The sequence below is a fragment of the Aliiglaciecola sp. 3_MG-2023 genome (genome assembly GCF_030548205.1).
In the GTDB taxonomy this organism is placed as follows: domain Bacteria; phylum Pseudomonadota; class Gammaproteobacteria; order Enterobacterales; family Alteromonadaceae; genus Aliiglaciecola.
Map to the genome: position 1 here is coordinate 1 of NZ_JAUORV010000025.1, position 25,504 is coordinate 25,504.

22 protein-coding genes and 1 tRNA gene are annotated in these 25,504 nt (G+C 41.5%); 13 read left to right on the forward strand and 10 right to left on the reverse strand.

Features of this window, described 5'->3' with window-relative positions:
* Positions 1–346: 346 nt before the first annotated feature.
* The 3 genes from Q4574_RS20435 to Q4574_RS20445 form a co-directional block, all read right to left on the reverse strand.
* Positions 347–433: transfer RNA gene (locus tag Q4574_RS20435), tRNA-Leu, on the reverse strand.
* Positions 434–609: 176 nt separating this feature from the next.
* Positions 610–954 (reverse strand): hypothetical protein, encoded by a 345-nt coding sequence (locus Q4574_RS20440; protein WP_303477293.1) that lies wholly within the window; start codon positions 952–954, stop codon positions 610–612.
* A gap of 20 nt (positions 955–974) precedes the next feature.
* Positions 975–1,232 (reverse strand): hypothetical protein, encoded by a 258-nt coding sequence (locus Q4574_RS20445; protein WP_303477295.1) that lies wholly within the window; start codon positions 1,230–1,232, stop codon positions 975–977.
* Between the two features lie 217 nt (positions 1,233–1,449).
* Here Q4574_RS20445 and Q4574_RS20450 point away from each other — a divergent pair, with 217 nt between their 5' ends.
* The 4 genes from Q4574_RS20450 to Q4574_RS20465 all read left to right on the forward strand — a co-directional run bounded on the left by Q4574_RS20450 (position 1,450) and on the right by Q4574_RS20465 (position 5,008).
* On the forward strand, positions 1,450–2,877 hold the full coding sequence (locus Q4574_RS20450) for an ATP-binding protein (RefSeq protein ID WP_303477299.1): 1,428 nt from the start codon (positions 1,450–1,452) through the stop codon (positions 2,875–2,877).
* On the forward strand, positions 2,874–3,560 hold the full coding sequence (locus Q4574_RS20455; RefSeq protein WP_303477301.1) for a response regulator: 687 nt from the start codon (positions 2,874–2,876) through the stop codon (positions 3,558–3,560). The genes Q4574_RS20450 and Q4574_RS20455 overlap by 4 nt, the downstream gene beginning before the upstream one ends.
* Before the next feature lie 128 nt (positions 3,561–3,688).
* The gene (locus Q4574_RS20460) at positions 3,689–4,681 is read left to right on the forward strand and encodes a YHYH protein (protein ID WP_303477303.1); all 993 of its coding nucleotides are present in this window, start codon (positions 3,689–3,691) and stop codon (positions 4,679–4,681) included.
* Between the two features lie 18 nt (positions 4,682–4,699).
* Positions 4,700–5,008 (forward strand): hypothetical protein, encoded by a 309-nt coding sequence (locus Q4574_RS20465; RefSeq protein ID WP_303477307.1) that lies wholly within the window; start codon positions 4,700–4,702, stop codon positions 5,006–5,008.
* 85 nt (positions 5,009–5,093) lie between these two features.
* Here the strand turns inward: Q4574_RS20465 and Q4574_RS20470 are convergent, their stop codons facing one another.
* Both Q4574_RS20470 and Q4574_RS20475 read right to left on the reverse strand, forming a co-directional pair.
* Complete coding sequence (locus Q4574_RS20470) at positions 5,094–5,744, reverse strand: hypothetical protein (protein WP_303477309.1); 651 nt, start codon at positions 5,742–5,744, stop codon at positions 5,094–5,096.
* A 93-nt stretch (positions 5,745–5,837) separates the two neighbouring features.
* Positions 5,838–6,806: a sugar kinase gene (locus tag Q4574_RS20475; protein WP_368411656.1), complete on the reverse strand. Its 969-nt coding sequence runs from the start codon at positions 6,804–6,806 to the stop codon at positions 5,838–5,840.
* 714 nt (positions 6,807–7,520) lie between these two features.
* Here Q4574_RS20475 and Q4574_RS20480 point away from each other — a divergent pair.
* The 5 genes from Q4574_RS20480 to Q4574_RS20500 all read left to right on the forward strand — a co-directional run bounded on the left by Q4574_RS20480 (position 7,521) and on the right by Q4574_RS20500 (position 14,311).
* Positions 7,521–8,252: a FadR/GntR family transcriptional regulator gene (locus Q4574_RS20480; protein WP_303477310.1), complete on the forward strand. Its 732-nt coding sequence runs from the start codon at positions 7,521–7,523 to the stop codon at positions 8,250–8,252.
* A 120-nt stretch (positions 8,253–8,372) separates the two neighbouring features.
* Positions 8,373–8,882 carry an RDD family protein gene (locus Q4574_RS20485; protein ID WP_303477312.1) on the forward strand — a complete coding sequence of 170 codons (510 nt, stop codon included), beginning with the start codon at positions 8,373–8,375 and terminating at the stop codon, positions 8,880–8,882.
* 366 nt (positions 8,883–9,248) lie between these two features.
* Positions 9,249–11,678: a TonB-dependent siderophore receptor gene (locus tag Q4574_RS20490; RefSeq protein ID WP_303477314.1), complete on the forward strand. Its 2,430-nt coding sequence runs from the start codon at positions 9,249–9,251 to the stop codon at positions 11,676–11,678.
* A 104-nt stretch (positions 11,679–11,782) separates the two neighbouring features.
* On the forward strand, positions 11,783–12,919 hold the full coding sequence (locus Q4574_RS20495; RefSeq protein WP_303477316.1) for a purine nucleoside permease: 1,137 nt from the start codon (positions 11,783–11,785) through the stop codon (positions 12,917–12,919).
* Between the two features lie 63 nt (positions 12,920–12,982).
* Positions 12,983–14,311: an NCS2 family permease gene (locus Q4574_RS20500; protein ID WP_303477318.1), complete on the forward strand. Its 1,329-nt coding sequence runs from the start codon at positions 12,983–12,985 to the stop codon at positions 14,309–14,311.
* 34 nt (positions 14,312–14,345) lie between these two features.
* Here Q4574_RS20500 and lptG read toward each other — a convergent pair whose 3' ends face one another.
* Positions 14,346–15,407, reverse strand: coding sequence for an LPS export ABC transporter permease LptG (gene lptG, locus Q4574_RS20505; RefSeq protein WP_303477320.1), 1,062 nt, complete (start codon positions 15,405–15,407; stop codon positions 14,346–14,348).
* Between the two features lie 2 nt (positions 15,408–15,409).
* The gene (lptF, locus tag Q4574_RS20510; RefSeq protein WP_303477322.1) at positions 15,410–16,507 is read right to left on the reverse strand and encodes an LPS export ABC transporter permease LptF; all 1,098 of its coding nucleotides are present in this window, start codon (positions 16,505–16,507) and stop codon (positions 15,410–15,412) included.
* A gap of 243 nt (positions 16,508–16,750) precedes the next feature.
* On the opposite strand from lptF, the gene pepA reads away from it, so the two are divergent.
* From pepA to Q4574_RS20525, 3 genes are read left to right on the forward strand one after another with little or no spacing between them, the layout of a single operon-like run.
* Positions 16,751–18,256, forward strand: coding sequence for a leucyl aminopeptidase (gene pepA / locus Q4574_RS20515; protein ID WP_303477324.1), 1,506 nt, complete (start codon positions 16,751–16,753; stop codon positions 18,254–18,256).
* Positions 18,256–18,714, forward strand: coding sequence for a DNA polymerase III subunit chi (locus tag Q4574_RS20520; protein ID WP_303477326.1), 459 nt, complete (start codon positions 18,256–18,258; stop codon positions 18,712–18,714). The genes pepA and Q4574_RS20520 overlap by 1 nt, the downstream gene beginning before the upstream one ends.
* Positions 18,707–21,472: a valine--tRNA ligase gene (locus tag Q4574_RS20525; RefSeq protein ID WP_303477328.1), complete on the forward strand. Its 2,766-nt coding sequence runs from the start codon at positions 18,707–18,709 to the stop codon at positions 21,470–21,472. Before Q4574_RS20520 ends, Q4574_RS20525 begins: the two co-directional genes overlap by 8 nt.
* A gap of 185 nt (positions 21,473–21,657) precedes the next feature.
* Here Q4574_RS20525 and Q4574_RS20530 read toward each other — a convergent pair whose 3' ends face one another.
* Both Q4574_RS20530 and Q4574_RS20535 read right to left on the reverse strand, forming a co-directional pair.
* Entirely contained in the window at positions 21,658–22,359 is a 702-nt protein-coding gene (locus Q4574_RS20530; protein ID WP_303477331.1) for a DUF445 family protein, read from the reverse strand.
* Positions 22,360–22,568: 209 nt separating this feature from the next.
* Positions 22,569–23,333: a choice-of-anchor H family protein gene (locus tag Q4574_RS20535; RefSeq protein ID WP_303477332.1), complete on the reverse strand. Its 765-nt coding sequence runs from the start codon at positions 23,331–23,333 to the stop codon at positions 22,569–22,571.
* Positions 23,334–23,933: 600 nt separating this feature from the next.
* Between Q4574_RS20535 and Q4574_RS20540 the strand changes: the two genes are divergently transcribed.
* Positions 23,934–24,257, forward strand: coding sequence for a DUF3718 domain-containing protein (locus Q4574_RS20540; protein WP_303477334.1), 324 nt, complete (start codon positions 23,934–23,936; stop codon positions 24,255–24,257).
* Between the two features lie 71 nt (positions 24,258–24,328).
* Here the strand turns inward: Q4574_RS20540 and Q4574_RS20545 are convergent, their stop codons facing one another.
* Entirely contained in the window at positions 24,329–25,477 is a 1,149-nt protein-coding gene (locus Q4574_RS20545; RefSeq protein WP_303477336.1) for an HD-GYP domain-containing protein, read from the reverse strand.
* Between the last annotated feature and the right edge of the window lie 27 nt (positions 25,478–25,504).

Sequence of the window (25,504 nt, forward strand, 5' to 3'; positions counted from 1 at the left end):
ACAACCTGTAGCATGGTCTTTAGGCCATAGACACTAAAACCCCACCACCGCGGGGCTGAAGCACCCGCCTACAAATATGAACTATTCATTAATGGGGTAAAACCTTAAATTTCAGGCACAAAAAAACCAACCTGTAGCATGGTCTTTAGGCCATGGCATCAAACGACAAACAAGCAGGTTAAGTTTGGTACCAGAGGGTAAGGCTGGGTGCGTCACCAAGGATGGGTTCAAACTGCGTTTTGTATTATTCATAATCGAAGATATGAAACCAAATATAGTCCGGCGAGTTGATACTTCCTCAAATCGCAGGCACAAAAAAACCAACTCAAAAGTTGGTTTAGATGTTTGGTACCAGAGGCCGGACTTGAACCGGCACACCATTACTGGCGGCGGATTTTGAATCCGCTGCGTCTACCAATTCCGCCACTCTGGCAACGTACGTTTAATCAATTTGACTAAGCGTTTGGTATACTCGCTGTGCTAACGAGTGGCACGCATTATATCTTCGCATTTTCTGCTTGCAAGTATTTTATGCAATGAACCTCATCAAATGTCGATAAATTAGGCATTATCGAGCATCTGATGTGCCCGATACACTAATTTTGACAACTAAGCGTAGGTATCTACAGTTTGCAAACTATCAGAACTAGACGTTTGTCCAGTAATTTCAGACAACGCGCTGAAGAACTGGCTGCCTTTTTCCCCATCGCTTAGGGTACTCGCCTGGGACTTATTGCTATCCAGAAAAGATTTTAGTTCCTCTTGTTGATCTTTAGATAATGAACTCAGCATAGAGGTTACTTGCTCTTGCTGCTCTGATGATAAAGATGCAACCGACGACTCAAGACCGGGAGGAACCGAACCTTGTGGCGGTGGTGGCGGCCTTCTCTGTTGAGTACTATCCAGGTTGATATCAGCCATATTGATTGAACTACTTTGACTATTAATTTGCATTATCAGCTCCTAAGTGAGTATTAATTTTCTGATTGGCGCTGTCCATGTCCTTCGGGCACGGCAACAAGTTCATCTTCCATAGTCTGGCAAGTTGCCGTAATGGTATCGCCACGAGGTGTACTGAAGCTGACTTCATCGCCTTCACTTTTTCCTGAACAAGCCTCAATTGCCTCTTGTGGCGGCTTGCCTCCTGGACCTCCACGCTCTGGTTTTGCAAAGGTCACTGGGCAGACCAAAACGGAACTCATAATCAACAATGACATCAATGTTTTTTGCATTTGGCTATTCTCCAAAATTAATAAATTTTAAACGGTTTAATTAACTATTATCACGATTTTAATACTAACAAAGGAATGTGCAGAAAATGTGCACTTACCGTGGAATAAAGGGCTACTTGGGCTTTTGTCACTAGTGCATGCCCTATTCACTCGATATACTTGCCCCATGAAAATGACATCGAAACTATTTTTAATTTTATTGGGCCTGGTCACCACTATGCTGGTGATTTCTTTGAGCCTTGCCCAATGGAGCTTTAAACAAGGATTTTTGGAATTTGTTTCCGGAATAGAACAGAGCCGTCTTGAAAAAATTAGCGGTGACTTGTTGTCCCAGTATATTGCCTCCGATAACAGTTGGGAGGATGTACAACGTGTTGGGCTAGATGACTTTATTTCAAATAACAAAAGTTTCAACTCGCCACCAAAGCATCCACCTATGCGTAACGGAGGTGCGGGAAAACCACCAAGACGGGTTCCACCTCCTCATCTTCAACAACCTCCCGACAGATTAGGTGTAGAACCTGGGCTAGGTGATCCCTGGCGTGAAAAAGCATCTGGCCCACCGACTGCGTTATTTGATGCAAAAGGCTCGCTAATTTCAGGAGAAGATCACTCTGCTAACAGTGAGAACTCCTTTAGCTATCCACTGTTTGTAAACGATATTAAAGTAGGCGAATTGAGAAGTTGGCCGACGATCGAAGGCTCGTCAGAGTCAGCCAGTTTATTCGCCCAAAAACAACTCATTGCTTTTCTAATTATTGGACTTGCCTGTGCGCTTCTAGCTGGGTTACTGTCACTACTGATATCGCGTAAATTGCTGCAACCCATCAAGTTAATTATGCAAGGAGTTTCGCAACTGAGTAGCGGAAATTATAATGTGAATCTCACCTCTGAACGCAAAGATGAACTTGGCGAACTGATGGAGAATGTTTCCTATTTAAGCCAGACATTGAATAAAAACCGTTCCGCTAAAAATCGATTTTTTGCCGATATTTCCCATGAGTTAAGAACACCGTTAACAGTATTAACCGGTGAAATTGATTTACTAAAAGAAGGGATACGACCGTTCAATCTGAAAAACTTACTTTCCCTAGAGCAAGAAACGGAACGGCTGAATCACTTAATTGATGACCTGTACCAATTATCCTTATCCGATGTAGGGGCCCTGAAATACAACATGGTTTCAACGAACTTATCGGAGACCCTAGAGCGAAGTATTCAAAGTGTGCAACAGCAAGCGGAGTTAAAAGGGTTAAAAATCAGCTCTAAAATCCCACCGAACTTAACTATGAAAATGGATAGTCGGAGAATTGAGCAACTTTGTTTGAACTTACTCATGAATTCCATTGCCTATACGGATGCGCCTGGTCAGATAGACATAGTGCTGACTGTAGAGCAGGATCATATTAGTTTACGCATAAACGACTCTAAGCCATCGGTGTGTCAAAGTGACTGTGACAAACTTTTCGAGCCGCTGTTTAGAGTAGATTCATCCCGCACCAGCAGAGAGTCGGGTGCAGGTTTAGGTCTAACCATTAGTAAAAATATTGCCGAGGCTCATCTAGGCCAAATCAAAGCATCGCCATCTTCTTTAGGCGGTTTATGTATCGAAGTGATATTCCCACTACCAAGAGGTGAGAAGTGAATCAACAAAAACATGTTCTTATAGTGGAAGATGAGCCTAAAATTGCTCAAATATTAGTAGAGTTTTTGCAACTAGAGCATTTTCAAGTTACGGTTTTACACGATGGTAAAAACGTCATTGAGTTTGTCAAAAAAAACACCCCAGATTTTATTATCTTAGATGTAATGTTGCCGTTTAAAGATGGCTACACCCTATGCAAAGAAATTCGCCAATTCTCATCCGTTCCTATATTAATGTTAACCGCCAGAGTTGATGAGATCGACAAAATCATGGGATTAGGCATAGGGGCTGACGATTACGTTTGCAAACCTTTCTCAGCCAGAGAAGTAGTCGCAAGAGTACAAGCCATTTTGCGACGATCCGAGCAACAATCCCTATCCATGGAGAATGTCGTATCATACAAAAATATTCAACTGGATTTGGCTCGCCACCAAACATCCGTAGACGATATTCATGTTGAATTAACACCGGTAGAATTCCGTTTATTGTTGGCCTTAGTTAAGCGGCCAGGCGTAGTGTTTTCCCGGGAACAACTAATGAATACCTGCTACGAAGATGAACGCATTGTAAGCTCACGTACCATCGATAGTCATATGAAAAACCTAAGAGCCAAGTTGCAAACTGATCAATCAGCAAACTCACTTTTGCACTCAATTTATGGGGTTGGTTATAAAATAGAGTAAGTTCAAAGCCGTGGAGGCATTGCGCGCTTAAAATTAAGTCAAAAACGCACTTTAATTGCACCGTTTCTACACATTTAAGGGTTAACCTTTGCCCAACATAATGTGAATAAAAAAACAGAGGCGTGAAAATGCAAAAAAAGCCGTTCTTCGGATTACTATTGATTCTAACTACCGCACTTTTATACGGATGCAATGGCAGCCAAACCGACGAAGCCTCTGGTGATGAAGATTCCGATACTGACGACAGTGCGGTTACTACTCAATCCACGTTCGACCCAGATGTTTTTCACGATGGTGCACTACTTGACACTCCGACCATAGAAGACTGTACGTTATCTGGTGGCACTTCAACCACTTGTTACAGAGTCACTATTGCTGGCGAGCCTGTGACAACAGATATTGGACCATTCTGCCCCCCTACGATTGATTCAGATGCCAGTGAAGGCGGAATATGGTTTGATGGTTCCGGGGAAGTATATGATATCGACGGCGAATTCATTCTCAATCTTGAAAACCTTTACGGCAGTGACTGGCAACTTTATGATCCTGAAACCGGCATAGTCAAGGTAACCGATACACAAGCTTCCTGCGAAGGGGCTGCTCGTCCAAATGTGGCAGAAGAATACCAAAATCACTGTGTAGAATGTTCCTTAAGCTATTTTGGGGGAGCCGTATCTGAAACTTTTTTAATACCTGTAGAACCTGTGCCATTGAGTAACCCGGACAGTATTAACAACAACAATTTAGGATTGACGGTCAATGGTGTAGTACTGGCTCCACCAGCACCAGTAGATGCTATTCTTGCTGCCAATACCATTGCCGCATTTGATGATTGTGGCGGCCATATTAACCCTTTTGAAGGATACCATTATCACGCTTCAACGGGATGTACCGAATCCGTTTTCCAAAGTGATAACCATGCGAGTTTATTGGGGTATGCCCTCGATGGATATGAAATATATGGCATGTTAAATATGGCTGGAGAGGAAGATTACGACTTAGACGAATGCCGCGGTCATAGTGACGAGACAAGAGGCTATCATTACCATTCAGCAAGCGCTGGCGAAAATATGTTCATCGGTTGTTTCAAAGGTGAACAAGGATCAATTGTCCAAGAGTAAACAAGTAAGGAAACAATAATGAAAAAATACCTAGGCCTGATGATTACGTTACTTACATTCAACAGTTTCGCCCACCAGGGACATATCGATGATACGGCGTTATTGGCCTGTACCGAGAAACAAAAATCGGATCCATGTGGCTATGTTGCATCGAATTTAAAACTGCACAAAGGCAGTTGCCAGCAATTCAATCAGCATCTCATTTGTGTTCGTAATGAACCCCTTGAAACCGTAAACGAAGAGAAACTCGCTAAATTAAGATCTGAAGGTAAGGTAACCATATCAAGCTGGCTGTCAAAACATCACGCTCCACATGCAGACCATTAATGCGCTGTGTTAAACCGAGTGACAAGGGGCTTAAAATCGCCCCTTGGCTAAGATCACCAACCATTTAAATTAGCTAATAGGGCTTTTATCGATCACTAAAGTCATACACTTTAGGTAGATAAAGATCTTCGCCAGCTTTGTGTTTTTTCGCCATAACATCGAAAAGCGAACGCACCGAAATTCCGTGTACCTTCACCACATTTAATTTTTTTTGCAGGTCGTCAATGAAATCCTCACTAATATTATGGGCGTACTTTATTAGTTCCAGATCTGCTTCATCTCCAATATCAAAATAGCTTTGAATAAACGTGTGCAATTGCGCGATGCGGAAGAGCACTTTCATGGAGCTAGGACGCCAGCGCTTAAACTCCATATCAGGGTGATTTATTAGCTCTCTATCCACTTCTTGGTTTTTCATCCACGGAATACAGTGAACTTCAAATCCTCTATGGGTAAACACCTTATAGATAGATACTCTTGGGGAACTTACGAAGTCAATTGAGTTGAGTTGTCCGGGCTGACTTTCAAGGGTTTGAGGATTCCAATTAGACTGATCTAGCAAATCATCAAGTGAGTTTTCAAAGCCGTAACGAAACATTCCTTCGGCTAACCCTAAAGATGTTGAGACAGCGTGATAAAACGCGGGAACATTATTGAAGGTGATTTTTTGTTTAAGGCGATTAATGTCTCGCAACACTAAATCTTGGCCATTTTTGATGTTAGAAGTTACCGTCATTTTTCCGATTGCATTTAACCAAATTCAATATAGCGAATAATCTACTTCAATGTGGCTAAATGCAAGGAATGGATAGGGGCTGGTCAAATAAGGTTACGCGGCTTGGTATGCTTTCCAGAAACAGTTGAACTTGTCTTGAGGCATAATTGCGCCTCGATGATTTGTCACTTCTTTAGCCACCGCAGCGGCATGTTCAATTGCGCTTTTTATATTTAATCCTGCAATTCTTGCTCCCAAGTACACACCGGCAAAAGCATCACCTGCTGAAGTGGAATCAATAACTTCAGGGTTTGGTGTCACTTGTACTTCACATAAAGCTTCATTGGAATACCCAAAAATACTGTTTGCACCATCTTTTATAACCAATTCATCAAAACCGCAAGTACGTAAAAACTTGATAATTTGCTCCCGCTGTCGCAATTCGAATAGCTCGAAATCCTCAATCCCTGGAAGTAAAATATTCGCCACTTGGAAACCTTGACCTATTCTATTCTTGGCGACCTTAGGACTCTCCCACAACGCAGGGCGATAATTGGGATCAAAGGCAATATTTACCCCTTTATTGCGTAAGCGACCAAGCAAATGCAGCAAACGAGCACGATCTTGCTCATCTAAAATGGCTAAAGTGATGCCTGAAAAAAATATCAGTTGGGAGTCTTCTAGAGCCTGCTCTGCATCGGCTGACAAATTTTTCATGAGCTGCTTTGCTGCTGAGTCACTGCGCCAATACAAAAAAGAACGCTCGCCTTGGTCATCTGTTTGTACCATATAGGTGCCCATGATACGTTTTGAATCAACTTCAATAAATCGATTAGCTAAACCTTCTAGCTGCAAGGTATCGATTAGCTGTGTGCTGACAGCATCATTACCAATACAACTCATAAAGTTGACATCTAGATGCTCAAAAGCACGTTTCATATAAACACTGCTATTATAGGTATCTCCAGCAAAGCTTTTATAAAACTTGTCGTGGTCATATTGACTGAGTTCCATCATACACTCCCCTATCATTACAATGGGTTTTGCTGAATGTATGTTCGAATTAGTACTTTTTTGCATCATTATTTAGCTCACTTGTTCGTAAAACTACACTTGGATCAGGGAGATCTGCTATTTATGTCTAGCTTCTGACGGTTCACATTAAACCACCAACAACAAACTAACCAAAATAGGATTGTAACATTACCAATTATAAATATTGGTCTTACCACAATATAAATTTCAATAGTGAACGAACATTTTGACTGGAACATAGTGGATTCAAAAGTAAGGGGGAAAGAATAGGCCACCGAAGTGGCCATCGCAGGGTACGCGGGCACAATCAAGTTACCTGAACAAGGAAAATTGTCAACCAAAATAAAGATAAGGTATAACCAAAAAAATATTTCACGCTGTGAACGGACCAATCGATTGTCTAAAAATTAGAATGACTGGCTATTGCGAGTGGCTTAAGCTTGATAATTCACAAGGGTAATTAACATTAACCACATAGAAAGAATCGTAAAAGGTGTAGACTAGTGAACATTGGTTAGGTACTTATTTAGTCCCTTTATAAAATCAATGACGCTCCCCCCTTAAACCGGACATTAATCTTGGTTAGTCAGTTGCTTATTAAAGTTAATTTTGAGGTTAATAAAATCCACCTAGATTTAGGTACCTTGCATAGAAATTGGTTTTAGTGTTAAGTGCGAGTATAATTGGCGGATTAATTCTCTGGCAGACTTCTTAACTTGTTCTTTGCTGTAAAAAAATTTTGATTCAGGAAAAATTTAGAAAATGAAAAATCGTCGTATGTTTTGGCAGATTGTAAGTAAAATTGAATCGCAAATTGATGCTGGTCGCTACCCTGTAGGTAGTCGTCTTCCACCAGAAAGAGAATTAGCAGAAAATTTTGAAGTCAGCCGTCCAACTATACGTGAAGCGATCATTGCGTTAGAAGTTAGGGGAAGAGTTGAAGTTAAAGTCAGTTCAGGTGTTTACGTCATCGATTCTGCATCGAAAGGACAGTCAACTCCCAATATCAGTGCATTTGAACTGACCCAAGCCAGAGCGTTAGTGGAAGGTGAAGCTGCGGCACTTGCAGCCGTATCAATTAATAATAAAGAATTAGAAGCCCTCGAAAAAACCTTACAGGCAATGGAGAAGGGTGATGAACCAGAAATTGCTGACCGAGAATTCCATACAATTATTGCCACTGCAACTCGTAACACTGCTTTGCTGCAATCTATTCAGCATTATTGGTCATTACGCGAATCTCAACCTCAAATTGTTTCTGCTTATAAGAGTGTATGTAGCGGTAGCATTCAAGATCGTCTCGAAGAACATAGACGAATTTATTTAGCATTGAAAAAACATGACTCCCAAGAAGCGAGAGCCGCGATGCACGCTCATTTTCATCGTTTAATTAATTCATTATTCGAAATATCTGAAGCAGAGGCTTTAGAAGAGGTTCGAAAAAAATCCAATGAAACCCGTGACAGATATTCATTAACTCATTTGGTAGGTTAACCTTTACTCTACGGATACAGTGTAAGGCTCAATATTCATTTGATTCGTTAGCATAATAATATCAAGATAAATCTTGGTAAATTATTTTACATCCATTGAAATACAAGATTTTAGGTTAACATGTCCAAAACGACTCAGCACTTTCCTCGCGCAGGCTTCTTTAAACGATTAGCCGCCATGATCTATGACATATTAGTTGCGGTAGCCATAGGTATGTGTGCAGGGCTCATCTATTCAGTTATTGGCTTAATTTTATTTGAAAAAGGCATTATTGCTAACCAAGGTTTCGAACATTTTATGGATTTTACGGATCACGCCCTGTGGTTTAAAGTCAGTGAGCAAATATGGGTGGGCTTCTGGATTTTAGTATTTTTTCTATGGTTTTGGCGAAATGGCGGGCAGACCATAGGCATGCGAGCTTGGCGACTTCGGTTATTTAGTACAACCGATGAACCCTTAGGTTATGGTCGCGCACTAATGCGGATTATCTTTTCACTCGGTGGGCTGGGAACGCTCTTAGTATTATTTGATGTCAAAAATAAACAGTCTTTGCAAGACAGATTAGCCGGTACCGAAATGCTAGTATTAACTAAAGACGCTAATCACCACCGTGCCTGGAAATCACTATAAGCACTTAACCATAGCTGCCCACTAAATCAGAATTGTTATTTGCGGCAATTTGGTATTCTCTTTTACTGGTAAATAAAAGGATCTAAGGCTGACAAGACCTAATATTTGCAGACTGTTCAGTATGGTGCAATGCTTATTTTTTAGGCCTTTAGTGGTGCACTTTTTAGATAATTATCATACGGAAAAATAATTACCCTAACAAAAAATAAAAATATATCTATATTTTTCAAATAGTTAAGCCACCCCCAAAAAGCTGACCATTCGGTCAACTATCTGGCATCTTTTGTGCTATCTCTTTTGATTAATTGATTGAGAATTCAAAATCAATTTTCAAATAAGAATTACACACAAGCCAGGAAACACACTATGAAAAACAACAACAAACAAAAGTTTCATCCAGTAGCATTGGGAATTGCTATTGGTCTTGCGACTTTACAGCCTTTGAGTTTATATGCGCAGGAAGCCGAAGAAAGCGTCGAGCGCATCTCTGTTACGGGCTCTTTAGGTAGCTTGCCTGGTCAAGATGTAGAATCGGTATTTGGATTTGGTAAATCCATTTTAGAAACCCCACGCTCAGCGTCTACTATTAGTGACGAACAATTAGAACGTTTTGCAGTTTCAGATATTGACGAACTAGTCGCGTTTGCACCAGGTACCTATACTCAATCTTTCTTTGGTGTAGCCGGGTCTTTGGATGTGCGTGGTACACCTGGTGAGGCTTATTTTCGCGGTGTTAAACGATTAGATAACCCTGGAAACTACCCCACGCCTATTGGTGCATCAAGCAGTATCGATATAGTAAGAGGTCCAGCATCCCCCATTTATGGTCCAGCAAAAATAGGCGGATATCTTAATTTCAACCCTAAGTCAGCTCGAGCGAGCGGTGGCCAATATTTAGATGAAAATAAAGGCGCCATTTCTTACACGCTTGGCAGTTGGGACAAAAGCGTTTTAACTGCCGAAGTAGGTGGCCCTGCTTCAATTGGCGATAAGAAAATGGGCTTTTACCTGTATGGTGAAGTAGAGAATTCAGGGAGTTACTACGATAACTCAGGTACTGACCAAACCGTATTACAAGCCTCTTTTAATATCGATGTGACTGATAATTTACGCTTTGAGTTTGGCGGAATGCACCACGATTATGATGGAAACCAGGTAGCAGGTTGGAACCGTCTAACTCAAGACTTAATAGACACAGGTACTTATATTACTGGTACTGCTAAGAACATTGATACCGATGGTTCGGGAGCAATTTCCCACGCCGAGTATGGCGCAGTTAACTTAGCTGGTGAGAACTTTTTCTATGCATTTGCACCATCGTTCACTGATGCAGACGCCACAGAGTTAATGCAACTAGATAACCCTGGCACTACAACTCTTAGTGGTAATCAAGTTTTAGTAGCCGCTGACGATGTGTTAACTAACACTGTGGATACATTGTATTTTGATATTATTTATTACACAGATAATGGTTGGGAAATCAAAAACCAAATGTTTTATGAGGCATACGACAACCTCAATGAAAATGCCTATGGTTTCTCACAATTCCATGAAAGCTCAGTATTTGAAAACAAACTGATTTTATCAACTGAATATGAGAGTGATTCACTTCTTGCTCAATTTCAGGTTTCACCATCCGTTCGACGCACGCAATTCCTTCACGGTGATGATTTTACCTATGAGTATTTCAACCGTCGTGATTTAACCATGGAATCAACTGCGTTAGACAGACGTGAATTAGCTACGCGGATTGACGATAATTACGATAACTATGACGAAGGTCACTATATCGACTACGGTATCGCTGCGATGACTGATTTGACATGGGATTTCGGTCTTAATATTGTGTTAGGTCTTCGCTATGACAGTATCGATGTAGAAACCACCAGCCACGGTGATAAGCTACTCGTAAAAGGCGATGTTGTAACGGCTGAAGATACCTTTACCGGTACTTCTTGGAACACCAGTATCTCATACAAAACAAATTTTGGTTTAATTCCATATATTACTATTGCTGAACAATCGACCGTCATAGCAGGTCAAGGTGCAGAGATAGGTTATGGTCAATTAATCGATGATAATGGTGATGCATACAACGGTGCATTTGATACCTCTGAACTAAAAGAAATTGGTATTAAAGGCTCATTCCTAGAAGATACCTTGTATTTTGCATTATCTGTATATGAGCAAGAAAGATCTGATTTCAATGCGCAAGCCATTGTCACTAATGCCACGACTGAGAACAAAGGAACGGAATTTGAATTACGTTGGGTTGTTAATGAGCAATTAGTTGTTACTGCTGGTTATACCAACATGAAAGTCTACAACTTAACTGCATACAACAACGGAGAAGGTGGTTCACTGTTTGGTTTCCTAGGAGCTGAAGATCTAACTAGCCTATCTGATCCATCACTGGTATTTGGTGGTAATCCAATTGGTTTAACACTAATTGATGCTGGCGCAAGTAAAGAAGATGCCCGTAAACAAGGTATTCCAGAAAACATTTACAGTGCAACAGCAACCTATGATTTCCAAAACGGTTTTGCGATAAATGGTAGCGTGATTCGTGCAGATGAAACCTATTCAAGTTTCTCTAAATCTGTAGAGTTACCGGCTTATACCCTAGTCAATGCAGGTGTATTTTACGATGCTGAAACTTGGACAGCTAGCTTATCAATTAAAAACTTAACTGATGAAAAATACTACAGAGCTAACTTCCCAGACCTATTTGGAGCTCAGATTGTATTGCCAGAGCTACCAAGACACTACCAAGCGAAATTTAGTTATAAATTTTAATGTTATAAATACAAGTAACATCAAAAATAGCTAAAAATCGTTTTATAGGTCCAAGGGTAAATATGCTTTAATTGCATATTTACCCTTTTTATAGGAATTAATAAATGTTTTCTAAAAGTCTTCAAAGGCTGTCCATTAAAGTTAATCTGTGTATCGCCATCTTATTCTTGGTTGCTTGCGATACTAAGGTTACGCCACCTGAACAAACAGTTGAAATCGCCCCAAGTCAATCCGACGCCCCCATTGACGTAAAAGTGGTGGTGGTGACTATGTTTGAAATTGGCGAAGACGAAGGAGACAAACCTGGCGAATTTCAACTCTGGAAAGCCGGGCAGAAGCTTTCCACTAAATTTGATTTCCCCCACTCCCATCATGATATTTATATGAACACTGAAACGGGTGTGATGGGTATTGTAACGGGGATGGGAACGGCAAAAGCCACTGCTGCCATTATGGCCCTAGGACTGGACCCGCGTTTCAATTTAAGTAAAACCTATTGGTTAGTTGCTGGCATCGCAGGTTTCGACCCCGCCGACGCCTCCATTGGCTCAGCAGCATGGGCTACATGGTTAGTAGACGGTGATCTCGCTCACCAAATTGATGCTAGAGAAATTCCCGAACAATGGTCTACCGGTTATTTCCCACTTTTTGCTAATGCCCCCTATTCAGAATCAAAACATGTATCAGATACTCAGCAGATTGCAAATGGAGAGGTATACAAACTGAATCCATCTCTTACGGAGTGGGCCTTTCAATTAACCAAAGATATCCCGTTAACCGATTATCCAGCAATGGCGGAATTGCGCACTAAATACAGCAGTTTTGAAAATGCTCAGAAGCTGCCCTTTGTACTCAAGGGTGATCACCTTGCAGCCTCTACGTTTTGGCATGGAAAACAACTGAATAAATGGGCGAATGACTGGACAACTTTTTGGACTGATGGACAAGGTAACTTTGTCAGTTCAGGCATGGAAGACACGGGAACGATGCAAGCTATTGAGTATTTAGACCGAGTCGGAAAAGCAGATAGAGACAGAGTGATGGTGCTGCGCACTGGTAGTAATTATTCCATGCAGCCAGATGGTTTAAGTGCGGCTGAAAACTTAGCGATGGAAAGTGGCGAAGCCGGTTTTGCTGGTATGCGTTCAGCTTTAGAGTCGGCATATACTGTTGGTAGTACTGTAGTAGAGGCTTTACTTGACGATTGGCAAACCTATAGCCAAACTCCACCAAGCCACTGATTTAAAAGATAAAAAAATGCTAGTAAAAATCACAAGAAATATAATAACAAGAGACATCACTTAATGAACACACTTTTAGAGCGCTTTTTTAGTCTGGCGGAGCACGGCACAAACTTTAAAACGGAATGCATAGCAGGCCTCACTACATTCGCTGCTATGTCTTATGTGTTAGTCGTCAACCCAAGTATATTATCTGCATCAGGGATGCCCGTAGTAGGCTTAATTACAGTTACCGCATTAGCGGCCTGTATTGGCACTTTGTTGATGGCTTTCATGACCAACTATCCCATTGCCATGGCTCCTGGTATGGGGCTAAATGCCTTCTTCGCCTTTACCATCTGTATCACCCGCGAAGTACCATGGGAAGCAGCCCTGGGGATTGTATTTTGGAACGGTATTTTATTTGTATTGTTGTCGTTATTAGGCATCCGCAAAAAAATTGCTGACTCCATTCCGAATGCATTAAAAATAGGCGTGCAGTGCGGTATAGGATTGTTTATCGCATTTATTGGGCTGAAAAATGCGGGCTTGATTGTCGATAACCCAGCAACATTGGTATCTTTAGGAGACCTTTCGCAACCTGTCACTTTACTTGCTTTAGCAGGCATTGTCGGAACCATTGTGTTAGTTGCTAAGAATGTCACAGGAGCAATTTTAATATCGGTGATTGGCCTCGCTATTATTGGTGCTTTCATTCCCTACGGCGAAGGCACATTAACCCCCACCCCAGCAGGAATTATAGGCCTACCAGAAAGTATCTCATCGACATTTTTTGCCATGGATATTATGTATCCCATCGAAAACTTTGCTCATACCTGGGATCTAATATTCGCACTGCTGTTTGTCAATATGTTCGATACCATCGGCACCCTTATTGGTGTATCACGCAAAGCTAATTTACTGGATAGTAAAGGTGAACTGCCTAAAATGGGGAGTGCCATGACCGCGGATGCAACAGCCAGTGTTGTGGGAGCGACTTTAGGAACCTCTCCAGTTACCTCTTATGTAGAATCAGCATCCGGGGTGTCAGCCGGTGGTCGAACGGGTCTTACTGCGGTTGTGGTAGCAGTGTGTTTTGTTTTAGCGTTATTTTTTACGCCACTGATGGTGGTTGTCCCAGTAATGGCAACCACACCGGCTTTGGTGATGGTGGGCATATTTATGATGGAGTCTATTCGTCAGATAGATTTTGATGACTTGCCTTCTTTGGCAACGGCAACGGTTGCTCTTCTAGCTATGCCATTAACGTTTAGTATTAGCGAAGGGATCGCACTGGGCTTTATCACTTATGTTGGCGTAAATTTAGGTATGGGGAAATACAAACAAATCTCAATGCTTACTTACGTTATGGCAGCCATCTTCTTATTGCGCTACATATTTAACTTAAAATAAAACACTGGAATTAGTAAAACGTTAGCTATGTTAGCTAACGTTTTAATAAAAAGCCCGCAATAGCAGCAAAAACAATACTCGGCGTAATGGCACCGAGGAATGGTGGAAGTTGAAAAACCAAACTAAAGGTGCCAAAGGTTTCGTTGCTAATAAAAAACGCAAAACCTGCTAATACGCCCATGATAACCCTAGCGCCCATTGTCACACTACGCAACGGACCAAACACAAAAGAGAGTGCGAGCAGCAACATCACACCAATAGAGACAGGTTGCAAAATTTTACGCCACAACGCCAAACTATATCGCCCAGAATCCTGACTATTATTTTGTAAATATTGAACGTACCCTCTTAACCCTTGAATCGATAAGGCTTCCGGCTTAACACTTACGACACTTAATTTATCCGGCGTCAGCGTAGACTGCCAACTTCCTACTTCGACCTTTTGTCCGCGAATTTTTTTATCGCCAATAAAGGTATAATCCACGTTCGTCAGTCGCCAGACATCGTCTACAAACTGGGCATTTTCTGCACTGGTAATTTGACGAAGATTCAAGTCAGCATCAAACTCATAAACATTAATATCAATGAGGTTATTACTGTCTACTACCTCACCAATACTGACAAAGTTGTCGCCATCTTTAGCCCATACTAGGCTGTCAGATGAATATAAACTGCCTCCATAAATGGCTTCAGTTCGAATTTCTTTAGCCTTTGCCTCGGTAACAGGGGCCACCCACTCACCAATAGCCATAACAAACACGACCATGATGACCGCGGTTTTCATTGCCGAAACGGTAATGTTCCAACGTGATAATCCTGCCGACTGCATTATGACTAATTCGGAATTACTGGCTAAAATGCCCAAACCAATCAACCCACCTAGCAAGGTAGCCATGGGAAAAAATTGCTCAAGCTCACGGGGAAGACTGAGTAGCACATAGATGCCCGCAGCGGTCATATCGTAGCTGCCACGACCAACACTTTTCACTTGTTCTACAAATTTAATTAACGCACTTAACCCTACAAGCACAGATAAGCTTACGGCAGTCGTCCCTAACAGGGTTCTAGCAATATAAATATCGAGAATACGTACCATAACTAGCCCCTGCCCATTGCGGCTCTTAACCTCACTCCGATGGGACGCCCTTTTATCACTAAAGTTACGCCAATCAGCAACACCACTGCATGCACCCACCACAATCCAAATGCCGGCGGAATTTTACCATCTTCTAACACTTTTCGACCGGCCATCAACAACATAAAGTAGCCTAGATAGAGTAATAATGCTGGAAACATTTTACCAAAGCGTCCTTGTCTTGGATCAACTGAACTTAAGGGAACTGCAATTAGAATGAGGAACGGAAGTGACAGGGGAATCGCAATCCGCCACTGTAATTCCGCAATGGCCTCGATACTGTCATCATCCAAAAGATCCATGGTTGGAATCGCCGTCATTTTGCGACGTTTTTGTTCGGCCTCACGCTCTGAAATTTCTATTTGATACTGATCGAATTCAACCACACGGTAATCCATCTGCCCTCGATTACCTTCATATTGAACTCCTTGCTGCAAAATTAATTGCTGAGATCCCTCGGCATCCAAACTCACCTGCCCTTTCTGTGAATAGACAATATGAACCCCTTGTTCACCCCGTTTATCATGCTGGGCTAAAAATACCTTGTTCAACGTTGCATTATCTGAATCAATATTGTGTACAAATATTACCGCCTTGCGATTAGCTGTTTCTTGAAAGCGCCCCGCTATTAACGCCGTCAAACCACTTTCAGCACCTGCTTTTTCTTGCAACTGGTATTCACTTTCAACGGACAAAGGAGCCAACCACAACGTCAAAGTGGCAGTCACCATCATCATAAATACCGACAATACCAGCATCACTCGGGTGATATACCATTCGCTGATACCACAAGCTCGCATCACAGACATTTCGCTGTCTACATACATGCGTCCATGGGCTAACATCACTCCGAGGAATAAGCTTAAGGGTAAGATTAAAGAGGCCAGATAAGGCGTGCTAAGAGCTAAAAAGCCCAGCACTAAACTAGCGGGAATTTCGCCGTCTGAGGCGTCTGCCAACACCTGCACGAAATTACGTGTCAGGAAAATGGCCATAATAATAAGAAACACGGCCAGTTGTGACTTTACGGTTTCTTTAAGTAAATAGCGGAATATCAGCACTTTTTGTCCAAGGTAAAAGTCGCTTTTTTAGTGGCATGATGCGAATTTTTAAGTAAACTTAGTGTTTTGACAAGTTTAATGTATGAATGACTTTAAATAAAGCCACTCTTAGACTTGAATTTCTTCGACTCTGCCAGGCAATAGTAAAAAGGCGGTCAATCTTGAAAATATAATGCTAACTGATAGCAGCTAGTGGTTTGAATAGCGACCTATCAGTTACTACGATTATAATGAGGAATTAGGATGGAATTTAGCGTAAAAAGCGGTAGCCCTGAAAAGCAACGCAGCGCTTGTATAGTCGTCGGTGTATTTGAACCTCGACGTTTAACCTCAGTAGCAGAACAATTAGACGAAATTAGTGAAGGTTATATTAGTAACCTGTTACGCCGGGGTGATTTAGAAGGTAAAGCTGGACAAATGCTACTTCTGCATCATGTACCCAATATTCTAAGTGAGCGTGTTTTATTAGTTGGTTGCGGTAAAGAACGTGAATTAGACGAGCGTCAGTATAAGCAAATTATTGATAAAACTATCAAAACATTGAACGAAACCGGTTCTATGGAGGCGGTTTGTTTCTTAAGTGAACTCCATGTAAAAGGGCGCGACGTTTATTGGAAAGTTCGACAAGCAGTCGAAACCACCCAAGACTCTCTTTATACCTTCTTGCAACTAAAAACCAAGAAAGGTGAACCTCGCCGTCCTCTACGTAAAATGGTTTTCAACGTGCCCACTCGGCGCGAATTACCCGTAGGCGAACGTGCAGTTGAGCATGGTTTAGCTATATCGGCAGGCATGAAAACCACCCGAGATGTTGCTAATATGCCGCCGAATATTTGTAACCCTGCTTACCTTTTAGAGCAGGCAAAAATATTAGAAAACGAATTTGACAGCCTAACCATTGAATCGGTTAATGAAGCGCAAATGGCAGAGTTAGAAATGAACTCCTACCTTGCTGTGGGCCGCGGTTCAGTAAACGAATCCATCATGACTATTATTCATCATAATGGTGGACCTAAAGATCAAGCCCCCGTTGTTTTAGTGGGTAAAGGGCTAACTTTTGATTCAGGTGGTATTTCCATTAAGCCAGGCGAAGGCATGGACGAAATGAAATATGACATGGGGGGCGCTGCCGGTGTTTTAGGTACGATGCATGCCATTGCAGCATTGAATATCCCATTGAATGTCATTGGTGTATTGGCAGGCTGTGAAAACATGCCAGATGCCAACGCCTATCGTCCTGGTGACATCTTAACCACCATGTCAGGTCAAACGGTAGAAGTACTTAACACAGACGCAGAAGGTCGTTTAGTGTTATGCGATGCATTAACCTATGTAGAAAGATTTGATCCCGAGTTAGTGGTTGATATGGCTACCTTAACAGGTGCATGTATAGTCGCATTAGGTGCCCATGCATCTGCAGTGCTGAGTAATCACAATCCCCTAGCTCACGAATTAATTAATGCCTCAGAGCAAAGTGGTGACAAAGCATGGCGTTTGCCACTTTGGGATGAGTATCAATCACAACTAGACAGCCCTTTTGCAGATATGACCAACTTAGGTGGGCGTGCAGCAGGCACCATTACTGCGGCCTGCTTCTTGTCTCGTTTTACCAAGAAATATAATTGGGCACACATGGATATTGCTGGTACGGCTTGGCGCAGCGGCAAAAACAAAGGTGCAACGGGTAGACCTGTCCCTATGATGACCCAATTTCTAATGAACCGCGCAGGATTGGAAACTGAAGAGTAATGACTGATGTTACTTTTTACATGCTAGAAAAAGCTGATGAAGAGCATCCTGCACACTGGTTAACCGCTTGCGAGTTAGCCACTAAAAGCTATCGCAATAAACGCCGCTGCTTAGTTATCTGCGAGGATAAAAAAGCGGCAGAGGCATTTGACGAGTTGCTTTGGCAACAGCCTCTGGACGCTTTCGTTCCTCATAATTTAAGTGGCGAAGGACCTAATGGCGGCGCGCCTGTGGAAATATGCTGGCAAGTGGATAATACCGTCAACAGGCCTGTGGTAATTAACCTTGGAAACAAAGTGCCAAGCAATACCCAAGGCTGTAAACAAATTTTCGATTTTGTTCCGACAGAAGAAACCGCTAAACAGCAGGCTCGAGAAAGATATAAACAATACCGCGCGGCAGGTTTTAATATGCACAACCTGCCCGCGAGTAGCATTAATGAGAATCAACATGGATAAGACTTTTAGTCCACAAAATATCGAACAAGCCCGTTACCAACTCTGGGAACAAAAAGGCTACTTTAAAGCCAGCGGAAAAGGGGATCCTTACTGCATTTTGTTACCGCCCCCCAATGTCACAGGTAACCTACACATGGGGCATGCTTTTCAACATACAATAATGGATTCATTAATTCGTTATCACCGCATGAAAGGCGACAACACCCTTTGGCAGTGCGGAACTGACCACGCCGGTATTGCAACGCAAATGGTTGTAGAGCGTCAATTAAATGCCCAAGGTAAAACTCGCCACGATTTAGGCCGCGAAGCTTTCGTCGATAAAATCTGGGATTGGAAAGAAGAATCTGGCGGTAACATTACACAACAAATGCGTCGTTTAGGCACTTCTCCTGATTGGGAAAGAGAAGCCTTTACCATGAACCCAGACCTATCTGAAGCCGTGCAAGAGGTATTCGTTAAATTGCATGAAGAAGGTCTTATTTATCGTGGCAAACGTTTAGTTAACTGGGATCCGGTATTGCACACTGCCGTATCTGATCTTGAGGTGCTAAACGAAGAAGAAGATGGCTTTATGTGGCATATGCGTTACCCACTTACAGATGGTAGTGGCGAACTCATAGTGGCAACAACCCGGCCTGAAACTATGCTTGGTGACACTGCCGTTGCAGTCCACCCAGATGACGAACGTTATCAAAGCTTTATTGGTAAAAGTATCACATTACCCTTAACTGGACGCGAAATTCCTGTCATTAGTGACGATTACGTAGATCCTGAGTTTGGTACTGGATGTGTCAAAATTACTCCAGCCCACGATTTCAACGATTATGAAATGGGTAAACGTCATGATCTTGAAATGATAAACATTTTCACTGCTGACGCAAAAGTCAATGAATTAGCGCCTGAGCAATATCAAGGCTTGGATCGTTTTGAAGCGCGCAAACAAATTGTTGCCGACTTAGAAGCCGACAATCAATTAGTCAAAGTTGAAAACCATAAACTGAAAGTCCCTAGAGGCGATCGTACCGGTGCGGTAATTGAACCTTACTTAACCGACCAATGGTACGTTGCCGTTGAATCCCTTGCTAAACCCGCCATTGAAGCGGTGGAAAGTGGCGAAATTAAATTTGTTCCAGAGAATTGGAACAAAACCTATTACCAATGGATGTATAACATCCAAGATTGGTGTATCTCACGCCAGCTTTGGTGGGGACATAGAATTCCAGCATGGTATGACGACAAAGGCGGAATTTACGTAGGTCGTAACGAAGCTGAAGTTCGAGAAAAACATAACATCGGTTCTGATGTTAACTTACGTCAAGACGAAGACGTATTGGATACTTGGTTTTCATCTGCCCTTTGGCCATTTGCCACTATGGGTTGGCCAAAAGAAACACCAGAATTAGAAACCTTTGTGCCAAGTTCAGTATTGGTAACCGGGTTCGACATTATATTCTTCTGGGTTGCCAGAATGATTATGATGACGAAAAAATTCACAGGTAAAATTCCCTTTAAAGAAATCTATATCACCGGGCTTATTCGCGATGAGCAAGGGGATAAAATGTCTAAATCCAAAGGCAACGTACTTGACCCAATCGATTTGATTGATGGGATTACTTTGGATGCATTGTTAGAAAAACGCACTGCAGGCATGATGCAGCCGCAAAAAGCCAAAGCCATAACCAAGCGCACCACTAAACAGTTCCCCGAGGGGATCAATGCCTATGGTACGGATGCATTACGTTTCACTTTTGCAGCGATGGCATCCACCAGCAGAGATATTAACTTTGATATGGGCAGGGTCGAAGGATACCGCAACTTCTGCAACAAGTTGTGGAACGCTTCTCGTTTTGTATTGATGAACACCGAAGAGCAAGATACCGGTATCAATGGCGGCGAACTGGAATTAAGTCTTGCCGACAAATGGATTTGGGCTCGCTTCCAGCAAACCCTGAGTGAGTTTGAATCTGCGATTAAAGATTATCGATTTGATATTGCCGCTCAGGCTGTGTACGAGTTCACCTGGAATCAATTTTGTGATTGGTACTTGGAGCTGTCTAAACCCGTTCTTAATGCTGAAACCAGCACCGATGCGCAAAAACGTGGTACCCGACATACCCTAATCAATGTGCTCGAAAGTCTATTGCGTTTAATGCACCCTATTATGCCATTTATAACAGATGAAATTTGGTTAAGAGTCGCGCCATTGTGCGGCCTTGAAGGCGATAGCATTATGGAAAGACCATTTCCAGAATTAGATGGGACTCGTCAAAATGAAGCTGTACTGGCTGATATAGAGTGGGTGAAAAGCTTTATTGTGGGTATCCGTAACATCCGTGGTGAAATGGATATCTCTCCTAATAAGCCGTTGAACGTGCTGTTAAAAAATGTCAGTGATAACGATCAATCTCGCTTAGACTTGAGTCAAAGTTTCTTAGCTAAAATGGCCAAACTTGACAGCATTACACAGTTAGAAGAGGGTGACAAAGGTCCAGCTTCTGCGACCGCCCTTGTGGGTGAAATGGAAATTCTTATTCCCATGGCAGGTCTCATCGATAAAGACGCCGAGCTATCACGAATAGCAAAAGCTTTAGATAAAATCGAAAAAGACTTTGCGCGCACCCAAGGCAAGCTTAATAATGAAAAATTTGTGAGTAATGCCCCTGAAGCGGTAATTAATAAAGAAAAGGCGAAGTTGGAAGACTTCCAGATGCAAATCAATAAACTCAACGAACAGCGAGAAACTATTCAAGCACTTTGAGTTTAGTCTTTTTCTAAATAAAAACTCTATCTGTAGTCTAATGCCAGACAGTTAATAACTGACTGGCATTTTCTTTTTAGGGATATATAGTGTCTGTTAGTTAGCTGGCTAGCTATCAATATCTAAGATGAAACTGGTTTGAATCAACCTATAGTGAGTAGTCACCATTTACATTATCTGACTCCCTAAACAAACATGGCCGCTAATAAACCAATTAAACCACCAAATACGCCTCCCCATACCACTAACCAGGTAAGATGCTGTTTAATCATTTGTTGCACCAATACTTTTACCATCGTTGGCGTAAGTTCATTTAAACGCTGCTCAACAATTTTATTAATATTTTTTATCAGGTCGTCATTGGAATTGGATGCAGAGAGTTGTTCTTCAAGAGCAGCCATAAATGCTGGATCTTGAACAATGCCTTCAAGTGACATTTCCATTTTAGTAACAAAAGGTTGTTTGAGAGGTGCTAAGGCTTCTTCACCTCCAAACATGCCAAGCATCTGACCAAATGACGATTCTTTAATCACCGCAACCAAAGAATCAAACGTGGGGTTTAAATCGACTTTTTTAAGCAGCGCCCCCACATGTATAGCTAAAGAAGGTTTATTGTCCGTCAAGAATCGTTGAATATTTTCGCTATTGAAAAACTGCTCCATAATCAAATTTCGAATACCTAACTTAAAATCTTCGAAGTGTTCAGGAATAACGCCAGAACCATATAACCCTGGCACCTTTTCAAATAACATATGAACGGCAAGCCAGTTGGTTAGCGCCCCTGACAAAGCAAACAATCCCACAGTTTTCACTATGCTATTGTCTAAACCGAAACCAACCAACACTAACAAGGCGGCCAAACCATTTGTGGCAATACTTTTATTCAAACTTAATCTCCGCTAAATACACTAGGATGAGTTAATACAACATTAAAAACGATGGCGAGCATGCTAGCCTAAGTCAGCCTAAATTGGCATATCAAGGAAGATATTGTTTGATTTGAAAACTTCAAGATCCTAAATTAAATTTCTTTGCCCAATTTATACACATAAAAAAGGGAAGCTAGGCTTCCCTCGAAAATCTTACCTCACCAAACCTAACGTCTTATGAAAAATACTCTTCCCACTAGGATTGGTAGTAACAACAAGATAAGAAATCCAAAACTTCCGCCATGTTCATTCACAATAATGACTCGCGGCTCTTCGTAACTGCGACTTTCTAACGTCAGTAAACTTAAGTCAGCATCACTGTAGCCGTCAGAGATCGCGACTAAACGGTTGTCATAACTATCATAAAGCTCAATTAGTAGCTCATAATCACCAGGAGGGAAACCTGTTTGCAGATCACTTTCTATCACGTAGCTATCGGCACTTGAATCACCATTAATATAAAATAGTGAGGTGGTGTGATACTCTTCAAATACATCACCCCTTGCCAAATATAATCGAGCATAAACCTCCGCTTCGGTATAAATAGTGTCAGCATCAAACTCAAGGGTGAATCCAGAATAATAGCCGTCTGAGTCTTCATCTATATCTAACCAAACAGTTGCATCATATATCCAGAAGTCAGGATCATCCTCGACTATGCGCAGATCTCTATCCAACGGCCTAGTTAAAGGTGAAGCGGCTTGCCGTAATTTGTGCGCTTCTGACTTATCTACAGAGACAGACTCCATAGATTGTTTTTTCACACTCCCTGGTATACCTGTTTTGGTTACCTCTCCAAGTACCGAGCCATATTGAGACTCGGTAGAGGTCACACTAATGGCTTCCACTTCTTCCCCCTGCTCACTCAACGCAGAAAAAGAAGCAAATGAAAAAGCGAGTGAACAAAAACTAGTGATTACAAATCGGCGCATAATGACTCCAAAAAACCTTCCTGTTAATTTGAGCACCATTGTGACGTCATTAAGATGAATAAAAGCTGAAGGAATACTTAACTATAGATGGTTAACGGCAATAATTTCCGGTTCCAATTGTATTAACCTCATTTTAGTTAGCCTCATTCTTAATATAGGTAAGTGAAATGAAAAAAGGAGGATTTTGCAATGGTAGGGAAGTCCAATACCAAATAACGAGTAGAAGACACCCATTCTGAGCCACTTTTTAAAGCCAATGCCCCCCTAAAAACCTGACTTTTATGTAAAAAAACGCGCATTCTTTTAACAAGTCCCTATAAAACGGGGGGTACAGAGGAACGTGTAATTTAATTACAATACAACTTTCATATAAAAACACTAAAACATATATTATAAAGATATATGCAAAAAACATTTTAACTAATAAAAACAATAACCTAATGGAAAATGTGACTATTTTGGGAAGCGTGTAACACAATTTTAAATAAACCTATACAGTATAAAAACAACATTAAACTGAAATTTAATTACAATTAGTATCACTGGTTAGGTAATCAGTGATTCGAAATTTGGTGTTTAATTATTTAAAAGGTGTCCATTATGAAAAAGTTAGTATTAGCAACTTTGGTTGCATTATCTGTTCCGTTCACTGCTTCTGCTTCAGGTACTTCTACTGAAAGCGTTAAATTTGTTGGTGATTTGGAATATGCATCATTTTGTAAAGCGGTAGTGAATAACGACGTTGAGTTGTTTAAAGTATCTTTAAACCGTTTTGTTGGCGAGCTAGGTTCTTCTAGAAAGCGTGTTCTTAAGCGTATTTTAGCAGACAACAACGTTACTTGTTCTGGCCAATCTTTGATTGAATTTTCTGCAAAGCGCAATGCAACGCAAGTAGGTTCATTCATTACTGCACAGGCTGAATAGTGTCGGTAAGTAGGCAAGCTGGAAATCAATAATCCAGCTTGCTAAATCTTCTCCATGTTGTTCATATGATCTTACCCTTTTGTCAGTAACGCTGACATCCCGCGATTAAAATGCCCAAGCCAAGTTTTACAATATTGACCTTCTGCGGCTCTATTAATTTCGACCACAGCTCTTTTCTTAGGCTGCTGATTGTGACCTGTATAGGCACGACTATGAGTTATCGCATCAAAACTATCTAAAATCGCTAACAACCTTGCTCCATCACAGATATCTTGATCTTTTATACCCAACGGGTACCCACTCCCATCAATTCGCTCATGATGTTGCATTACCATTTTTCGAGCACTATTCCATTGATCTAGGTGTTCCAAAAGCCTGGAACTTTTATAAACATGAGAGCGCACCAGATTAAACTCGTTATCCGTCAACTTACCTTCTTTGTGTAAAATACTCAGTGGCATAAAAGCCATGCCAAAATCGTGTACATAACACGCGACAGCAAGTTGATCTTCCTCAATTGGGTTACCGGCAATATTGTTGATATAAAAAGCAAGTTTGGCTATTCGATCACCACGACCTTGCCAATACATGGAACGTCTTTCTATGGGTTTCATTAATTCTCTAAAAAACAAAATATCCATTTGCTTTTCATTACTTAACCCCTTGGGAATACCGGTATTGGCAAGAGTGACAGAACGTGATGGCGTCGTTTCTCCTGCGGCCTCCTGAATGACCTCAGTAACGCTATGATCTAATTCTGGATTGAGTAACAATACCGCTTCTGAAAGAAGTTGCTCATGGGAAGACGTATTGTGAGGGGTGATTTTAGCCACATGATTAACTAACAAACGGTACAATTCTGGATCATATTCAGCGAAGCCGTTTTCGAAACAACTTTCCACAAATATTTTCACGCGGTCCATCGTCAGAAGCACCAAATCACTCATAGTACTGGTATATCTAATCTGATTTTTACGCAAGTAATCGAGTAAGTCTTCGACATGTTGCAATAAGGGCAACATAGGCTTAAAACTCACTAAACCTAAGTCTCCTTTGATTGTATGCACAGAACGAAATAGCGATCGCTGAAGTTCGTTATCTTCCGGACGAAGTTCTAATTCAATTAATGTTTGCTCACTGGCTTCATAGAGTTCATTAATTTCATCAAGTAGGTCATTTAAGATATCATTGTCGAGCTCTTCAGGCGTAAAGGTTTGCATCAATTTGATTTCCCTCAGGTAAAATCA